At 72.1% G+C, this 15,002-nt stretch carries 9 protein-coding genes; 5 read left to right on the forward strand and 4 right to left on the reverse strand.

Annotated features, from left to right (window positions below; translation table 11 throughout):
* Positions 1-117 precede the first annotated feature (117 nt).
* Positions 118-798 carry a cysteine hydrolase gene (locus N7925_RS31465; RefSeq protein ID WP_274345851.1) on the forward strand — a complete coding sequence of 227 codons (681 nt, stop codon included), beginning with the start codon at positions 118-120 and terminating at the stop codon, positions 796-798.
* Here the strand turns inward: N7925_RS31465 and N7925_RS31470 are convergent.
* The gene (locus N7925_RS31470) at positions 785-1,252 is read right to left on the reverse strand and encodes a Rieske (2Fe-2S) protein (protein ID WP_274345852.1); all 468 of its coding nucleotides are present in this window, start codon (positions 1,250-1,252) and stop codon (positions 785-787) included. The two genes, N7925_RS31465 and N7925_RS31470, sit on opposite strands and share 14 nt — an antisense overlap.
* A 220-nt stretch (positions 1,253-1,472) precedes the next feature.
* Here N7925_RS31470 and N7925_RS31475 point away from each other — a divergent pair, with 220 nt between their 5' ends.
* Both N7925_RS31475 and N7925_RS31480 read left to right on the forward strand, forming a co-directional pair.
* Positions 1,473-4,298, forward strand: a complete 2,826-nt coding sequence (locus N7925_RS31475; RefSeq protein ID WP_331618179.1) for an ATP-binding protein — start codon at positions 1,473-1,475, stop codon at positions 4,296-4,298.
* 203 nt (positions 4,299-4,501) lie between these two features.
* Positions 4,502-6,280, forward strand: a complete 1,779-nt coding sequence (locus N7925_RS31480) for a S8 family serine peptidase (protein ID WP_274345854.1) — start codon at positions 4,502-4,504, stop codon at positions 6,278-6,280.
* Between the two features lie 93 nt (positions 6,281-6,373).
* On the opposite strand, the gene N7925_RS31485 is transcribed toward N7925_RS31480, so the two are convergent.
* On the reverse strand, positions 6,374-7,201 hold the full coding sequence (locus N7925_RS31485; RefSeq protein ID WP_274345855.1) for a hypothetical protein: 828 nt from the start codon (positions 7,199-7,201) through the stop codon (positions 6,374-6,376).
* A 485-nt stretch (positions 7,202-7,686) separates the two neighbouring features.
* Between N7925_RS31485 and N7925_RS31490 the strand changes: the two genes are divergently transcribed.
* On the forward strand, positions 7,687-8,835 hold the full coding sequence (locus N7925_RS31490) for a DUF475 domain-containing protein (protein WP_265602856.1): 1,149 nt from the start codon (positions 7,687-7,689) through the stop codon (positions 8,833-8,835).
* A gap of 647 nt (positions 8,836-9,482) precedes the next feature.
* Here N7925_RS31490 and N7925_RS31495 read toward each other — a convergent pair.
* On the reverse strand, positions 9,483-11,168 hold the full coding sequence (locus tag N7925_RS31495; RefSeq protein ID WP_274345856.1) for a carboxylesterase/lipase family protein: 1,686 nt from the start codon (positions 11,166-11,168) through the stop codon (positions 9,483-9,485).
* A gap of 819 nt (positions 11,169-11,987) precedes the next feature.
* Positions 11,988-13,028 carry a 3-oxoacyl-ACP synthase III family protein gene (locus N7925_RS31500; protein WP_274345857.1) on the reverse strand — a complete coding sequence of 347 codons (1,041 nt, stop codon included), beginning with the start codon at positions 13,026-13,028 and terminating at the stop codon, positions 11,988-11,990.
* A 461-nt stretch (positions 13,029-13,489) separates the two neighbouring features.
* Here N7925_RS31500 and N7925_RS31505 point away from each other — a divergent pair, with 461 nt between their 5' ends.
* Positions 13,490-14,935 (forward strand): NDP-hexose 2,3-dehydratase family protein, encoded by a 1,446-nt coding sequence (locus N7925_RS31505; protein ID WP_274345858.1) that lies wholly within the window; start codon positions 13,490-13,492, stop codon positions 14,933-14,935.
* Positions 14,936-15,002 lie beyond the last annotated feature (67 nt).

A 15,002-nucleotide genomic window follows, 5' to 3' on the forward strand; every position in this document is an offset into this window, starting at 1 on the left:
CTACTCTCGCGCGCCCGGTCCGTTCACAGAAGTCGGTCCGCGGGAGTCGGTCCGCGAGGGTCCGTCCGCAGGACCCCGTCCTCCTGGGTGGCGGACACCGGAAAGGGAGGAGCGCCCGTGCCGTCGAGGTCATCACAGGAGCGGCTCACCGAGCTGCTCGACCCCGCCACCACCGTCCTGCTGACCGTCGAGTGCCAGCAGGGCGTCGTGGGACCGGACAGCGCCCTGCCCGAACTCGCCGCCGCAGCCCGCTCGTCCGGCGCCCTCGACAACATCGCCCGTCTCGTCGCCGCCGCCCACGGAAGCGGAGTCCAGGTGATGCACGCGGTCGCCGAGAGCCGGCCCGACGGTCGCGGCGGCAACCGGAACGCCCGGCTCTTCCGCGCCGCCGCCCGGCTGCCCGTCCAGCAGCACACCGGCAGCACAGCCGTCCGGGTCGCGGCCCCCATCGAGGTGGCCGACGAGGACCTCGTCGTCCGCCGGCTGCACGGCCTCTCGCCGCTGGCCGGCACCGACGTCGACCCGCTGCTGCGCAACCTCGGCTGCCGGACGCTCGTCGTCACCGGCGTCTCGGCCAACATCGCGATCCCCAACGCCGTCTTCGACGCGGTCAACCTCGGCTACACGGCCGTCGTACCGGCCGACGCCATCGCGGGGGTGCCCGCCGAGTACACCCCCGCGATGGTCCGCAACACGCTCGTCCTCGTCGCTACCGTCACCACCACGGACGCCGTACTCGGCGGCTGGAAGCGACCGGCCAGGCGGGGGACGGGAGGGGGAGCGGCTATGCCAGCCTGATCGAGTCGCCCTCGACGGTGATCTCGCGTGCGGGCAGCGGTTGCGTGGCGGGCCCGCCGGTCGGGCTGCCCGTGGCGGCGTCGAACGTGGAGTTGTGGCAGGGGCACGTGATCCTGCCGTCCGAGACGTCCTTGACCGCGCAGCCCTGATGCGTGCACGTGGACGAGAACGCCTTGAACTCGCCCGGCTGCGGCTGGGTCACCACGACCTTCTGCGCGGCGAAGACCACCCCGCCGCCCTCCGGGATGTCCGCGGTCGCGGCGAGCACCTCTCCACCCTTCCCGCCGCCGTTCCCGGGCTGCTCGACCGCGTCCGAACCTCCCGAACCGTCGGATCCGTCCGATCCGTCCGATCCGCCGCACGCGGTGAGGGCGGCGGCCGCTCCGGCCGCTCCCACCGCTGCGACGATCGTGCGGCGTCCGGGGAGGCTCCGGCGCTCCTGCGTTGCGCTCATCGCGGCATTCCCTTCGTCGGTCTTCTTGTCGGTCTTTCCGGCTCGGTCACTTCGGTCAGGGGTACGTGCCCCGGGGGCACGAGGTTCACGCCGGATGCCGGATGCCGGGTGCCGGGTGCCGGGTGCCGGACGCCGGGATGTCGGGGTGCCGCTGGACGGCCCCGTCGGCCGGGGGTAGTTTCGCCGACATCTGCCGCCGCCATCAGGGGAGTCCGCGTTGGTGCTGGTCGGACGGACCGGAGAACTGCACGCCCTGCTCGACGCGATGGCCCACCCGCCGTCGGTCGCCCTGATCGAGGGCGAGGCGGGCGTGGGCAAGACCCGGCTGATCCGGGAGGCCGTCGGGCACCCGGTGTCCGGCCCCGGCCGCCCGCCCGGCGCCCGGGTTCTCGCCGGGGCCTGCCCGCCGCTGCGCGAGCCCTTCCCGTACGGTCCCGTCTTCGACGTCCTGCGCACCCTGGAGGGCACGGTCCCCGAGCGGCTCAACCCGGTCTGCGGGGCCCTGCGCCCCTACCTCCCCGAGCTAGCCGGTCAACTACCGCCCGATCCTGACCTGTTGCTCGATCCGCAGGCGGCGGCCCACCGTCTCTTCCGGGCCGTGCGCGCCCTGCTCGCGGCGGTGTCCCCGGTGGTCCTCGTCGTGGAGGATCTGCACTGGGCCGACGACGGCACCCGGGACCTCCTCCGCTTCCTGGCCGACGACCCGCCGCCGGGCCTGTCCACCGTCCTCAGCTACCGCCGCGAGGATCTCAGGAGCGGGGCCCTGCCCCTGGGCCGGGCCTATCGGCACCCGCCGGGAGTCACCTCGGTGGTCCTCCCGCTGAGCCCGCTCGACGTCGCCGGAGTCAGGACCCTCACGGCGGCGCTGACCGGCCGTGACGTCCCCGCCGTCACGGCGCGCCGGCTGCACGAACGGACGGCCGGCATCCCCTTCGTCCTCGAATTCGTTCTGGAGGAACCAGGTGAACTCGACGGGTCCCAGGGGGCGGTGCCCCTCCTCCTGCGCGACGCCATGACCGAGCGGGTGGCGGGCCTCTCGGAGCCGGCGGCGGCCGCCGTGCACGCCGCCGCCGTACTGAGGGTGCCTGCCGCCGAGGAGCTGATCGGCGCGGTGGCGGGCCAGCACGGAGAAGAGGCTGCCGACGCCCTGCGCGAGGCCCTGCGCGCGGGCGTGCTCCACGATTGCGGGGAGGACCGCTACGGATTCCGGCACGGGCTGGCCCAACAGGCCGTCTACGAGGGACTTCTGAGACCGGACCGACGCCGACTCCACCGGCGCGCCACCGCCGTGCTGGCCGCCCAGGAGCCCCCGCCCCTGGTCCAGCTCGCCCACCACACCCGTAAGGCAGGCGACCTGACCGCCTGGCGGACGTATGCCGAACAGGCCGCCGAATCAGCCCGGAAGCTCGGTGACGCGGCGCTCGCCGTCGAGCTCTACGAGGGGCTCCTGGACGACCCCCGTCTCCCGGAGGCAGACCGGGCGCGGCTCGCGGTGCGCCTCAGCCGGGCGGCCCTCTTCGGGCTGGCCCACCGGCGTTCCAGCCGGCTGCTGCGCCGCGTCGTGTCCTCGGCCGCTTCGGCCGAACTACCGGACGCCGTAAGGGGGGAGATCCGGCTCAACCTGGGGCTGCTGCTCAACAACCAGGCGGGCCGGCACGAACAGGGCCGCCTGGACACCGAGCTGGCCGTGGACGAGCTGCACGAACGCCCCGAGCTGGCCGCCCGCGCCATGGCGGGCCTCGCCATGCCGGTGTGGGGCGAGCACCCCGTCACCGTCCACGCGCACTGGGCCGAACGGGCCGAGGAACTCGCCGCCCGGCACGGTGACCGCGCGCTGCGGATCGCGGTGCGGGGCAACCATCTGACGCTGCGGGTCTGCCTCGGCGACGGCGACACGGTGCGCGGGGAAGCCGAGAAGCTCCTCGCCGACGGGCGGAGCGCGGCCGAACGCGTCGAACTGGCCCGGATGTGCGCCAACGCGGCCGACGCCTTCGCCTGGATGGGCCGGTCCGCCGACGCCGAACGCTTCCGGGACGAGGGAGTGCGACTGGCCGGAGCGGCCGGAGCGCCCTTCCTCAGCGGCATCATCGAGGGCACCGCCCTGCGCATGGCCTGGACGCGCGGCGCCTGGCGGGGACTGGCCGAGCGAGCCCGTACGGTCCTGGCCGACGCACCCGGCGTCTCGGGCATCGCGTCCGACGCCCACCTCGTCCTCGGGCTGCTCGCCGAGGTGCGCGGGGAGTGGGACGCGGCGCTGGAGCACCTGGACGCGGCGGCGCTCGGGGACCCCGTCAACGCCCCGGCTCCCGTACTCGCCGCCGCGTCGGCCGCCGCCGTACGGATCCGGCTGGAGCGGGGCGAGAGCGACGAGGCGTGCGCGGAAGCCGCGCGGGCCCTGGGCCGGATCCGCCGCAAGGGCGTCTGGGGCTGGGCCGCGGAGCTGGTTCCGGCCGCGCTGACGGCGTACCGCCGGGCGGACCGGGCCCCCGAAGCACATGACGTGCTCGCCGAGTTCACCGCCGGGCTCGGTGACCGGGACGCGCCCGCCGCACGGGCCGCGCTCGCCGCCTGCCGGGGAGACCACTCCCGCGCCGCCGAACAGTACGCGGCGCTCCCGGCCCCGTACCCGGCGGCGCTGTGCGCGGAGCGGGCCGCCGAAGGAGAGGTGGAGCGACTGCGCGCGGCCGCCGCGCGCTTCGAGGCGCTGGGTGCCGTACGGGACGCGGCGCGCTGCCGCAGCGCCCTGCGGGAACGGGGCGCGGGAGCTCCGCCCGGGCCCCGGCGGGGGCGCAGGGGATACGGCAACGAACTCTCCCCGCGCGAACGGGACGTCGCCCGCCTGGTGGCGACGGGACACACCAACCGGGAGATCGCCGACGTGTTGTTCCTGTCGCCGCGCACCGTGGAACAGCACGTCGCGAAGGTGCTCCGGAAGCTGAACGTCTCCGTCCGCGGAGAGGTGCGGGAGGCCACCCCGGATGGCGCCCCGGATGGCGCCCTGGATGGCGGCCCGGTTGATTCCGGGCGTACGGGGGCCATTGAATAGGTAGCGCTACGCAGTGCCGTACGGATTGTTCCGGCCCGGGCGGGACCGGAGAGTTGCCCCCGTCGTCGCACCGGGCACATACCCTGCCCCACGCCCCAGCCCGGAGCGGCGGCTCCTGTGTCACCCGCGCCGGGCCGCCCTCCCCAACTCTCGGCGGCCCGGCACGGTTCCCCATCACACGGAGCCAAGGGAGCAACCAGATCATGCGCACAACCAGCAGACCGCGCCTTCTCGGCGCACTGTGCACCGCGGCCGCCGCGACCATGGCGCTCGGACTCGCCGGAACCGCCCCCGCCCACGGGGCGACCGCCCCGGTCCCGCCCGCCGAGGGCCGCGTCCTCGGCGCGGACCGGGCCGAGGCCATACCCGGCCGGTACATCGTGGCCCTCGACGACGCGCCCTCGATCGCCGCGAACACGGCCGCCGCCGACCTGGTCGCGGAGCACGGTGGCACGGTGCGCACCGTGTACTCCACCGCCTTCAAAGGCTTCGCGCTCAAGGCGACCGCCGCCCAGGCCCGGAAGCTGGCGGCCCAGCCCGGCGTCCGCTACGTCCAGGCCGACGCCGAGGTCCGGGCCACCGGAACCCAGCCCAACCCGCCCTCCTGGGGCCTCGACCGGGTCGACGGCGTCAAGGACTCCTCGTACGCCTATCCCAACGAGGGCGAGGGCGTGACCGCGTACATCGTGGACACCGGCCTCTACCGCCAGCACACCGACTTCGAGGGCCGGGCGTCCTCGGGGTACGACTTCATCGACAACGACGCCGACTCCGCCGACTGCCAGGGGCACGGCACGCACGTCGCCGGCACGGTCGGCGGCAAGAGCTACGGCGTCGCCAAGAAGGCGAAGCTCGTCGGCGTCCGGGTACTCAACTGCCAGGGCACTGGCTCGACTTCGCAGATCGTCGCGGGCATGGACTGGGTCGTCCGGAACGCCCAGAAGCCGGCCGTCGCCAACCTGTCGCTCGGCGGCGGCATCGACCGGGCCATGGACGACGCGGTCCAGGGCGCGATCAACGCCGGGATCCCGGTCGCGGTCGCCGCGGGCAACGACAACCGGGACGCCTGCAACACCAGCCCCGCACGGCTGCCCGCGGCCATCACCCTCGGCTCCACCGACAGCAACGACGGCCGCTCCAGCTTCTCCAACTACGGCCGCTGTCTGGACCTGTTCGCCCCCGGAGGCTCCATCGTCTCCACGCGGATGGGCGGCGGCACCCAGACCATGAGCGGCACGTCGATGGCCACCCCGCATGCCGCGGGCGCGGCGGCGATCCATCTCTCCGCCCACCCGGACGCCACCCCGCAGCAGGTACGGGACGCCCTGGTGAACAACGCCCTCTCCGGCGTCGTCACCAACCCCGGCTCCTCCTCCCCGAACAGGCTGCTGGACGTGTCCGACCTCGGCGGCGGCCCGTCCGAACCCGGCAAGCCGGTCGCCGCGTTCACCGCCCAGTGCTCCACGACCACCCCGGCCTGCGCCTTCGACGCGTCCGGCTCCACCGACCCGGACGGTGGCATCGCCTCCTACGCCTGGGACTTCGGCGACGGAACCGAGGGCGAGGGCGCGAAGCCGTCCCACACCTACACCAAGGCCGGCACCTACGCCGTCAAGCTCACCGTCACCGACGACAGCGGCGAGAGCGGCACCCTGACCAAGCAGGTCACCGCCGGCACCACCGAGCCCTCGCCCGGCCAGGCCCCGACCGCCTCCTTCGCGCTCTCCTGCTGGTACGGAGACTGCTCCTTCGACGCCTCCGCCTCCAGCGACCCGGACGGAGACATCGCCTCGTACGCCTGGAAGTTCGGCGACGGCGCGACCGGCTCCGGCGCCACCGTCACCCACCGCTACCCGTCCGCCCAGCGCACCTACACCGCGCAGCTGACCGTCACGGACCGGGGCGGCCGCACCGGCACGACCTCCCGTCAGGTCTCCTGCTTCGCCTTCACCGGCGGCCAGCCGCTCTGCTTCGCGGGCTGACAGCCGTACGCACGCAAAGCCGTGAGCCGCGGCGGGCCCGGAAGTCTCCCCGGGCCCGTCGCGGCTCCGCCGTATGCCGGCGGTCGTGCCGGGTCAGCCCGTGATCGCCGCCTTCAGCGTCGACGTCGCGCCGTTGGGCCGTTTGAAGGTGCCGCTGGCGTAGTACTCGTTGGTGCCGGCGGGGTTGGGCGTGGTCCGGGCCACCGTCGCGGAGTAGGACTTCGTCCGCTTGGTGCACGACGGGTCGCAGAGACCGAGGGTCTTGGACGTGCTGACGCCGTCGATGACGGATCCGACCTTGATCGACTGAGGGATGATGTGGCCGCCGCCGGCCGGTGTGTAGTTGAGCAGGCTGCGCTCCTGGGGGGTCTCGCGGTAGTGACGTACCTGGTACCGCACGCACACCTTGCCGACCGCGTACGTGGCGCACTTCTCGGCGGCCGTCTGCCACGCGCCCCAGGAGGCGTGCAGGTCCCAGGAACTGCCGTTGCTGAACTCCCCCTGCACCTTGTAGGGCCCGGAGCCGAGGGTCTGGACCGAGGACCAGCCGGAGGTCCATGCGGTGGTCTTCATGCCGCAGCCGCCCGTGCAGACCTGGGCGAGGGGTGAGCCGGTGTACCAGTGATAGGTGGTCGGCTTCATCCCGTAGCCGCCGACGGGGGAGAGGATCACCCTGCCCCGCCAGCCGGTGACCGAGCCGGTGTCGGTGACGCGCTTCTGTACCTCGGCGCAGATCTGCCCCATCGACGTGACGCCGTCGAGGTCGGTGTACGACGTGCAGACCTTGTCCATCGCCTGCCAGGTGGTGGCGGCCGAGGCGCTGGAGGCGCCGGCGACGGTTCCGGCGCCGACGAGAGCGGCGGTAGCGGCGAAGGTCGCCAGAGCCCTGCGGACTCTTCGTGCCGTTGCGGTGATGCGCACAGGTTCCCCGATTCATCTCAGATGCGTCGAACGGCTGTGAGGACAGCCGACTCGTGTGCCGAATCCTTACCGACGCCTGACCGGGCGGGGCGGTTCCCGGGGGCCTCGGCGAGGTCGGTTCGGTGAGCGTGAGTCAGTGCGGCCGTAAGTTCCCCGGCTGCGCCGCGAGTTCGGTGATTCGGGCGGTGACGGCCCGTTCTGGTCGGCGGGCGCGGCGGCGCCGCTCCTGACCTCTTTCGATCACAGCCTCCGTCGCCGGCGGCAACGTGGGGGCGTGGAGAGTGGCTTGCAAGGACGCCCGGTGGCTGGTGCGCTTTCAAGTGAGGTGTGCGGGCACGGCGTTGGTCAGTCATCAGCGGTGGAGGCCCGTGAGGGCTTGGCCTGTACGTGTCAGGGTGTCGAGGTTTCGCTCTAAACTCCGATCAGTGTTCGGTAAAGCCAGGTGCGGCCCGCGGGGGAGCCCCGCACAGATGATGGGGTGGACAGTGATTCTGAAGACGTTCGGCTGGTCGTTCGCGGTGACCGCGCTCGGCCTCGTCGTGGCGGTGCTGTACGGGGGGTGGGCGGCCTTCGGGGTCGTGGCGATCCTGTCGATCCTCGAGATCTCGGTGTCCTTCGACAACGCCGTGGTCAACGCGGGGATCCTGAAGAAGATGAACGCCTTCTGGCAGAGGATCTTCCTCACCATCGGTGTGCTCATCGCCGTCTTCGGCATGAGGTTGGTCTTCCCCGTCGTGATCGTGGCGATCAGTGCCAAGGTGGGCCCCATCGAGGCCGTCGATCTCGCGATCAACGATGCCGAGCGTTACGAGCAGCTCGTCACCGACGCCCACCCGTCGATCGCGGCCTTCGGCGGTATGTTCCTGCTGATGATCTTCCTCGAGTTCATCTTCGAGGACCGGGACATCAAGTGGCTCGGCTGGCTGGAGCGCCCGCTGGCCAAGTTCGGCAAGATCGACATGGTGTCCGTCTGTATCGCCCTGATCGTCCTCGCGATCAGTGCCATGACGTTCGCGACCCAGGCCCACCAGCACGGCGGCCTGCATGTCGACAAGGCGTCGACGGTCCTCCTCTCGGGCGTCTTCGGCCTCATCACGTACCTCGTCGTCGGCGGTCTCTCCGGCTACTTCGAGAACAAGCTGGAGGAGGAAGAGGAGCGCGAGCACGAGGCCGAGGAAGAGGCCAGGAGGAGCGGCAAGAAGGTCCCGGTGGTCTTGATGGCGGGCAAGGCCGCGTTCTTCATGTTCCTTTACCTGGAGGTCCTGGACGCGTCCTTCTCCTTCGACGGCGTCATCGCCGCCTTCGCGATCACCAATGACATCGTCCTGATGTCGCTCGGCCTCGGAATCGGCGCCATGTACGTCCGTTCTCTGACGGTCTACCTGGTCCGCCAGGGCACCCTCGACGACTACGTCTACCTGGAGCACGGCGCGCACTATGCGATCGGCGCGCTGGCCGTGATCCTCATGATCTCCATCCGCTACCAGATCCCCGAGGTGGTCACCGGCCTCATCGGTGTCTTGCTCATCGCCGGGTCCTTCTGGTCCTCCGTCCGCCGCAACCGCAGGCTGGCTGCGGACGGAGGGGAGCGGACGGGTCCCCCCGAGAAGGCGGAAGTACCCTCCGGCGTCTGAGCCGGCGCGGACCGCGGTTCGGCCCTCAGCCGTCGCCGGTGAGGGCTTCGAACGCCTCATCGCCGAGCCGCACCAGTGCGGCGTCGAATGGAGGATGTCACGGCCCATGGGCAGCACGTCTCCGCCCTCCAGGAAGGGCCCTACGGCCGTGGGGAGCTTCTCCACCGATACGGGCGCCGGCGGTGGCATGACCGAGCAGCGAGCCCCGCGCGCCTCCGCTTCCTCGATGACGGGACGCAGGCCGAAACGTTCCTTGAAGCGGGCCGGCAGGCGGAGCGCTGCCTCGATGACCCGGTCGCCGATGACGATCATCGGATCGCGTACGAAGGTCTGCATACTGAAGCCGCCGCCGTACACGTCCAGTTCGTTCTCGCTGGGTACCCGTGGACGGTGCACCCTCACGCCGCGGGCGGTGAGGAAGCGTGCCAGTTCCTCGACCTGCTCGACGCAGCGTCCGTAGCCCTCCGGATCCGCCTCCGACCAGGGCTTTCCTGCCCATCGGGGCATGTTCTGCCTCGTACGCTCGGGGAGGAAGCCGAAGGGGGCGGGGACTCCTGCGGCGAGCTCGGACGGGAAGGTGAAGTCGATGACCCGGCCCACAACCGTCTCCTCGAGCACACCCCAGTCATGGGTGACGTCGGGGACGGTCACGAGACCGGGCCCTTGCCCTGGGCGGGCCGGGATGCCGACGACGTCCCCTGTTCGGCGAGGCGGCGCCAGAAATCGAGCCGGTGTCTCGCGGCATAGTCGACCGGCCCGACCCTGTCCGGCGCCAGGGACTGGGTGTGCGGCACGGCGTCCGCCGGGTCGAACGGGGACCATCCTGGAAGCCCCGGCCGGTTCGGTGTGCCGGTACGGGCGAACTGTGCCCAGTAGTCGGTCATGATGTCGGACAGACGTACCTGCGCTGCGGTGAAGTGCTCCTGCGCGTCAGGGTCCTCGAAGATGTACGGCGTGTCGCCCGCGTGGTAGGCGCCGAAGTCGAAGGTTCCGGGGAGGGGGAGGTACATCGGGGTGTCCCGGTCGGCGAACTCGTAGGCGTACGTGGGGGCGTGGCGTCCGAAAGCGGTCGCCTGGGCGTAGGTGCCAAGGGCCCACATCCTGTCGGTCACCACGGTGGACCAGGCCAGGGCCGGCGAGGGGAAGGCGGTGACCGGGTAGCGCTCGGCCACCGTGTCCGCGTCCCGGCCGAAGGCGGTACCGAGAGCGGCGGCGTACTGGGCGGCGGTGAACGGGGAGCCGATCGCGTCGTGGGCCATCCCGACGAACAGGCGGTGCTCGTCCAGCGTGGCCCCCGACATCAACGGGATACGGGGGAAACGTCCTTGCTCCAGTACCGCCTCCGGGAGCTCGGGAAGCACCTCGTTGCCGTAGGCGAACGCCTGGAAGGCGTTCATGATGTTCGGGACCTCCAGCACCTTCTTCACCGGCAGCGCGCGCAGGCACCGCAGCGCCCGACGCGGGTCGGGGCCGGCGCAGCCCAGGGACGACGTCATCGCGACACCTGTGTCCCGCGACTCCCGCTCCGTGCGCCAGGTGTAGTGCGGATAGGCCGGCACGCCCTCCCCCATCGCCCCCGCCGACATGTCCATCATTCCCTCGCCGCTGGCCAGGATGGCCCGGTGGAACAGTCCCCGTGCGTCAGGCGATGTGAGGTGGCCGCTGATGGCTGCGGCACCGAAGGAGGAACCGGCCACCGTCACGTTGCCGGGGTCACCGCCGAACGCGGCGGCATTGCGCCGGACCCACCGCAGCGCCGCCTGCTGGTCCTGCAGGGCGAACGTCCCGGAGCCCTCCAGGCCCGGGTAGGCGAAGCCGCCGAAGACTCCGAGCCGGTAGTTGATGGTGACCACGACCGTGCCGCGGTCGGCGAGGCGCCGAGCGTCGAAGAACGCGCCCGCGCCCACAGCTCCGTCGCCGTGGATCCACACCACGACGGGCGCGGGGCGCCGCGCGGCGGTCGAGGCGCCCGTGGTGACATTGAGGACCAGACAGTCCTCCTCCAGGCTCGACACGTCCGCGTAGGCCGAGGCGACCTGGGGACAGAGCGGCCCCGGCTTCGTCGCGTCCCGTACGCCGGCCCAGGGACGGACCGGGCGCGGGGCGGCCCAGCGGTGGGCTCCCCTGGGCGGGCCCGCGTAGGGAATGCCCTGGTAGACGGTGTGAGTGGCCGTTCTCATGCCCCGGACGAGGCCGGTGTCGGTGCGGGCCGTAACGGTGGTGTCGCCGCTCCCGGCAGCCGCCGGACGCAGGGACTCGGTGGCCGTCGCGCCCGCCATGAGGAGGGCCGCGCCCGTGAGTATCGCGAGGACCGCTGTGCGTTTCGCTGCCATGGCCAGTCGTCTCCTGTCGAGTACCCCAGGAAGGGAATACCGACATATTCACAGCGGAAACACATGAAGTACGCGCACCTCGCCAACAACCCGGATGCGACCGGGTGAAACTTCGGACGACACCCTCGCTCGGGGCCAGGACGCGGAAGAGAGGACTCATGCGCGGCGAAGTGATCGAAGGCAGCACCGAATCTCCCAACTGATCCTGGCCCGGCAAGCCCTCGGCACCGCCTGAAGGCCACGCGCCGAAGGCCGTCCCCCGGGGACGGCCTTCCTCCGGGGGAGAGCCACTGGAGGGCCACCACCCCGACCACCACGACGCAGTGACAGCCTTCCGAAGGAGCGCCCCGTGTCCGAAGCGCCGGCCCTCGTCGAATGTCTGGTCCGGGGCGTCGCTGACTTCGACGATGGGCCCTCGGCCTGTCCCGCGTACGCTCGTTGAGGTCACGCGGAGAGCTTCGCGCGCGGACCGCATCCGTCACATCGTCCATCGCGCTCTCAGCGGAATCAGCTGATCGGTTGATCGCGGTACGACCTCAGCCGATCGCGGTGCGACCGACCCGAGCGCCGGTTTCCGGAGCTCAGTCGCGCCGGGCCGCGTCGGCGGCCGGCCGCCTCCGGTCGACCTTGCGGTTGGCGTTCAGGGGGAACTCCGTCACGTACAACGGGACACGGGACACGGGTCACGCGGTCAGGGCCCGGACGGCGTTCCGAAGGTGCTCACACCGGAACCGTACACACCGGGCCAAAGGGTGACGTGGCACCCGTGAGCGGTGTTCCCCGGCCGCACCCGGAGGACACCGCCACGGGCGGCGGCGGTCACCCGCCGGCCGGCCCGCCGCCCGGGGCGCCCACGCCCCAGCGCACCAGGGACGCCCCCAGCGACATGCCGCCGCCGAATCCGGCGAGCAGTACCAGATCGCCCGGCAGCAGTGCGCCGGAACGATGCGCCTCGTCCAGCGCGACCGGTACCGAGGCGCTGCCCGCGTTGCCGTACTTCTGCAACGTGCGGTGCGTCGTCGCCCGCTCCAGTCCGGCGAGCCGGACGACCTCCCCGAGCATCACCCCGTTCGCCTGGTGCGGGACGAAGTGGTCGACCTCGCCGATGCCGACGCCCAGCCGGTCCGTGAGCGCGATCAGCGCCCCCGGCACCTGCTCGGCGACGAAGTCCCGCACACCCCGTCCGTTCATCCTGATGAAGTGGCCGCCCTCGGCGACGGTCTCGTGCGACGCGGGGTGGCGGCTGCCGCCGGCCTCCACCCGGATCAGGTCGTGCGCCGCACCGTGGCTGGACAGATCGGTGCCGACGATGCCGTACGGCTCCGCCACCGGCCCGACGACCGCGGCACCGGCGCCGTCGGCGAAGAGGACCGCCGTCCGGCGGTCATCGAGGTCGAGGATCCGCGAGTACAGGTCGGCTCCGATCACCAGCGCGTGGCAGCCCGGACGCCCCTGGGTCAGGCTGCGCGCCAGCTCCAGCGCGTAGACGAAACCGCTGCACACCACGTTGATGTCGAAGCAGGCGGCGCCGTGCGCCCCGATGGCGTCCTGGACCAGGTACGAGGTGGGCGGCTGCGGGGAGTCGCCCGTGGACGTCGACACCACCAGGTAGTCGATCTCGCCGGCCGTCATCCCGGCCTGTTCCAGAGCGCGTCGGGCCGCGTGCACCGCGAGGTCGGACGTGGCCTCGTACGGCGCCGCCCAACGGCGCGACACGATCTGCGTCTTGCGTTCGATCCACTCGGCGGTTACCCCCGCCCGGGCGGCGATCTCCTCGTTGGAGACCTCCTCCTTGGGCAGATAGGAGCCGGTCGACAGGATCCCGATCCGCGTGCCGGACGTGTCCGTCGCTTGTGTCATGTGGGCGTTCCCTTCCGGGACGCGGCGCCCGCGGCGCTCGCGTCCTGCTCTGAAGTCGTTGCCGCCGGGCCGTCGTCGCCGCCGGGGGCGTCGTACGCGCGCCGGGCCCTCGGGCCGTGGCCGGGATCGCCGGCCGGACCGGGCCTCTCGAAGCGGCGGAGAACCCACCGGCCGCGCTGCGGCGGCGGTGCGGGGCGTCATCGCCCCGCCCGCCCCGATGCCGGATACGGTACGCACCCCCGGCGGCCCGGGCCTACCCTTACCTCCCCCTAGCCCACCCGGCACAAGGGCACCCCCAGCGGCCGGCCGTGTCCGGTCGCGCATCCCTCGCAGAACGGTCGCAGAACCGTCCACGACCGCTCGAACCGGCCCCGATCAGCCGCGTCCGCCCTGCCATCGCCGCGCGCCACGCTGGCCCGGCGCCGCTGCCGGCGGCGCGCCACCGACACGAGGAGAGACCGATGCCGGGTCAGGCCATCGCCCTGGACGTCCCGCGGATGACCGAACGGATCGCCGCGTCGCTGAGCGCCACCGGGAGCCGGTTCACCGACCTCGGGCAGTTCCACGACTGGTGGCGCGGCGTCGGCACCAGCGCCCGTGCGGAACACATTCCCCTGGACCGCCTGAGAGGCTGGGTGCAGGACGCCGCCACCGGCGACATCCGCCACGAGTCGGGCAAGTTCTTCTCCGTGCAGGGCCTGGACGTCCACAGCCCGGACGGGCTCGTGCCGAACTGGCAGCAGCCCATCATCGACCAGCCCGAGACCGGCATCCTCGGCATCCTGGTCAAGGAGTTCGACGGCGTGCTGCACTGCCTGATGCAGGCGAAGGCCGAGCCGGGGAACGCCAACGGCGTGCAGATATCGCCCACCGTGCAGGCCACCCGCAGCAACTTCACCCGGGTGCACGGCGGCAGCGCCGTCCCGTACCTGACGTACTTCCAGGACACCGCCCCGCACCGGGTCCTCGCCGACGTCCGCCAGTCCGAACAGGGCTCGTGGTTCTACCGCAAGCGCAACCGCAACATGATCGTGGAGGTCACCGGCGACGTCGAGGAGCTCGACGGGTTCTGCTGGCTGACCCTTGGTCAGCTCTACCGCCTCCTCGCCGAGGAGGACATGGTCAACATGGACACCCGCACGGTGCTGTCGTGCCTGCCCGCATCCGGGGCCGGCGCCGAGGACGACTACGCGGGCACCGGCCGATCGGCGCACACGGCGGACTTCCGCGCGTCCGTGGCCCGTTCCCTGGCCCACGGCACCGGGGACGGCCCGGACACTGCGGCCACGCTGAGCTGGATCACCGACGCGCGCAGCAGGACCCAACTGACCACCCGGCGCGTCCCCCTCGACCGGGTGCGCGGCTGGCGTCGCGCGGAGGGCCGGATCGCACACGAGAGCGGCGGCTTCTTCGACGTCATCGGCGTCGAGGTGACCGCCGTCGGCAGGGAGGTTCGCCGCTGGACGCAGCCGATGATCCGCCCCCACGGCATCGGCGTCATCGCCTTCCTGGTACGGGAGTTCGACGGTGTGCTGCACGCCCTCATGCGCCAGCGCAGCGAACCCGGATTCGTGGACGTCACCGAACTCGGCCCCACGGTGCAGTGCACACCGGAGAACTACGGCCTGATCGCCGCCGAGCCGCCCGCCTTCCTGGACGAGGTGCTGCGGGCCGCGCCCGAACGCATCCGGTACGACACGCTGCTGTCGGAGGAGGGCGGGCGCTTCCACCACGCGCTCAACCGCTACCTGATCGTCGAGTCGGACGTGGACGTCCCCGCGGACGACCCGGACTTCCGCTGGGTTTCGCTGGGGCAGCTCACCGCCCTGCTGCGCCACAGCTCCTATGTGAACGTGCAGGCACGCAGTCTGACGGCTTGCCTGACCGGCTGCCTGGTCACCGTCTGAACCGGCACGCCGCACGCATGGCAGCGGCCCGGACGGCCCACGGGGGCGTCCGGGCCGCTGCTCCACG

Origin of the sequence: Streptomyces sp. CA-278952, from assembly GCF_028747205.1 — a bacterium.
In the GTDB taxonomy this organism is placed as follows: Bacteria; Actinomycetota; Actinomycetes; order Streptomycetales; family Streptomycetaceae; genus Streptomyces.

Coding starts and splice junctions, on each gene's coding strand:
- N7925_RS31505 (WP_274345858.1), top strand. CDS start 13,490: ATGCCGGGTCAGGCCATCGCCCTGGACGTCCCGCGGATGACCGAACGG.
- N7925_RS31495 (WP_274345856.1), bottom strand. CDS start 11,168: ATGGCAGCGAAACGCACAGCGGTCCTCGCGATACTCACGGGCGCGGCC.
- N7925_RS31470 (WP_274345852.1), bottom strand. CDS start 1,252: ATGAGCGCAACGCAGGAGCGCCGGAGCCTCCCCGGACGCCGCACGATC.
- N7925_RS31480 (WP_274345854.1), top strand. CDS start 4,502: ATGCGCACAACCAGCAGACCGCGCCTTCTCGGCGCACTGTGCACCGCG.
- N7925_RS31500 (WP_274345857.1), bottom strand. CDS start 13,028: ATGACACAAGCGACGGACACGTCCGGCACGCGGATCGGGATCCTGTCG.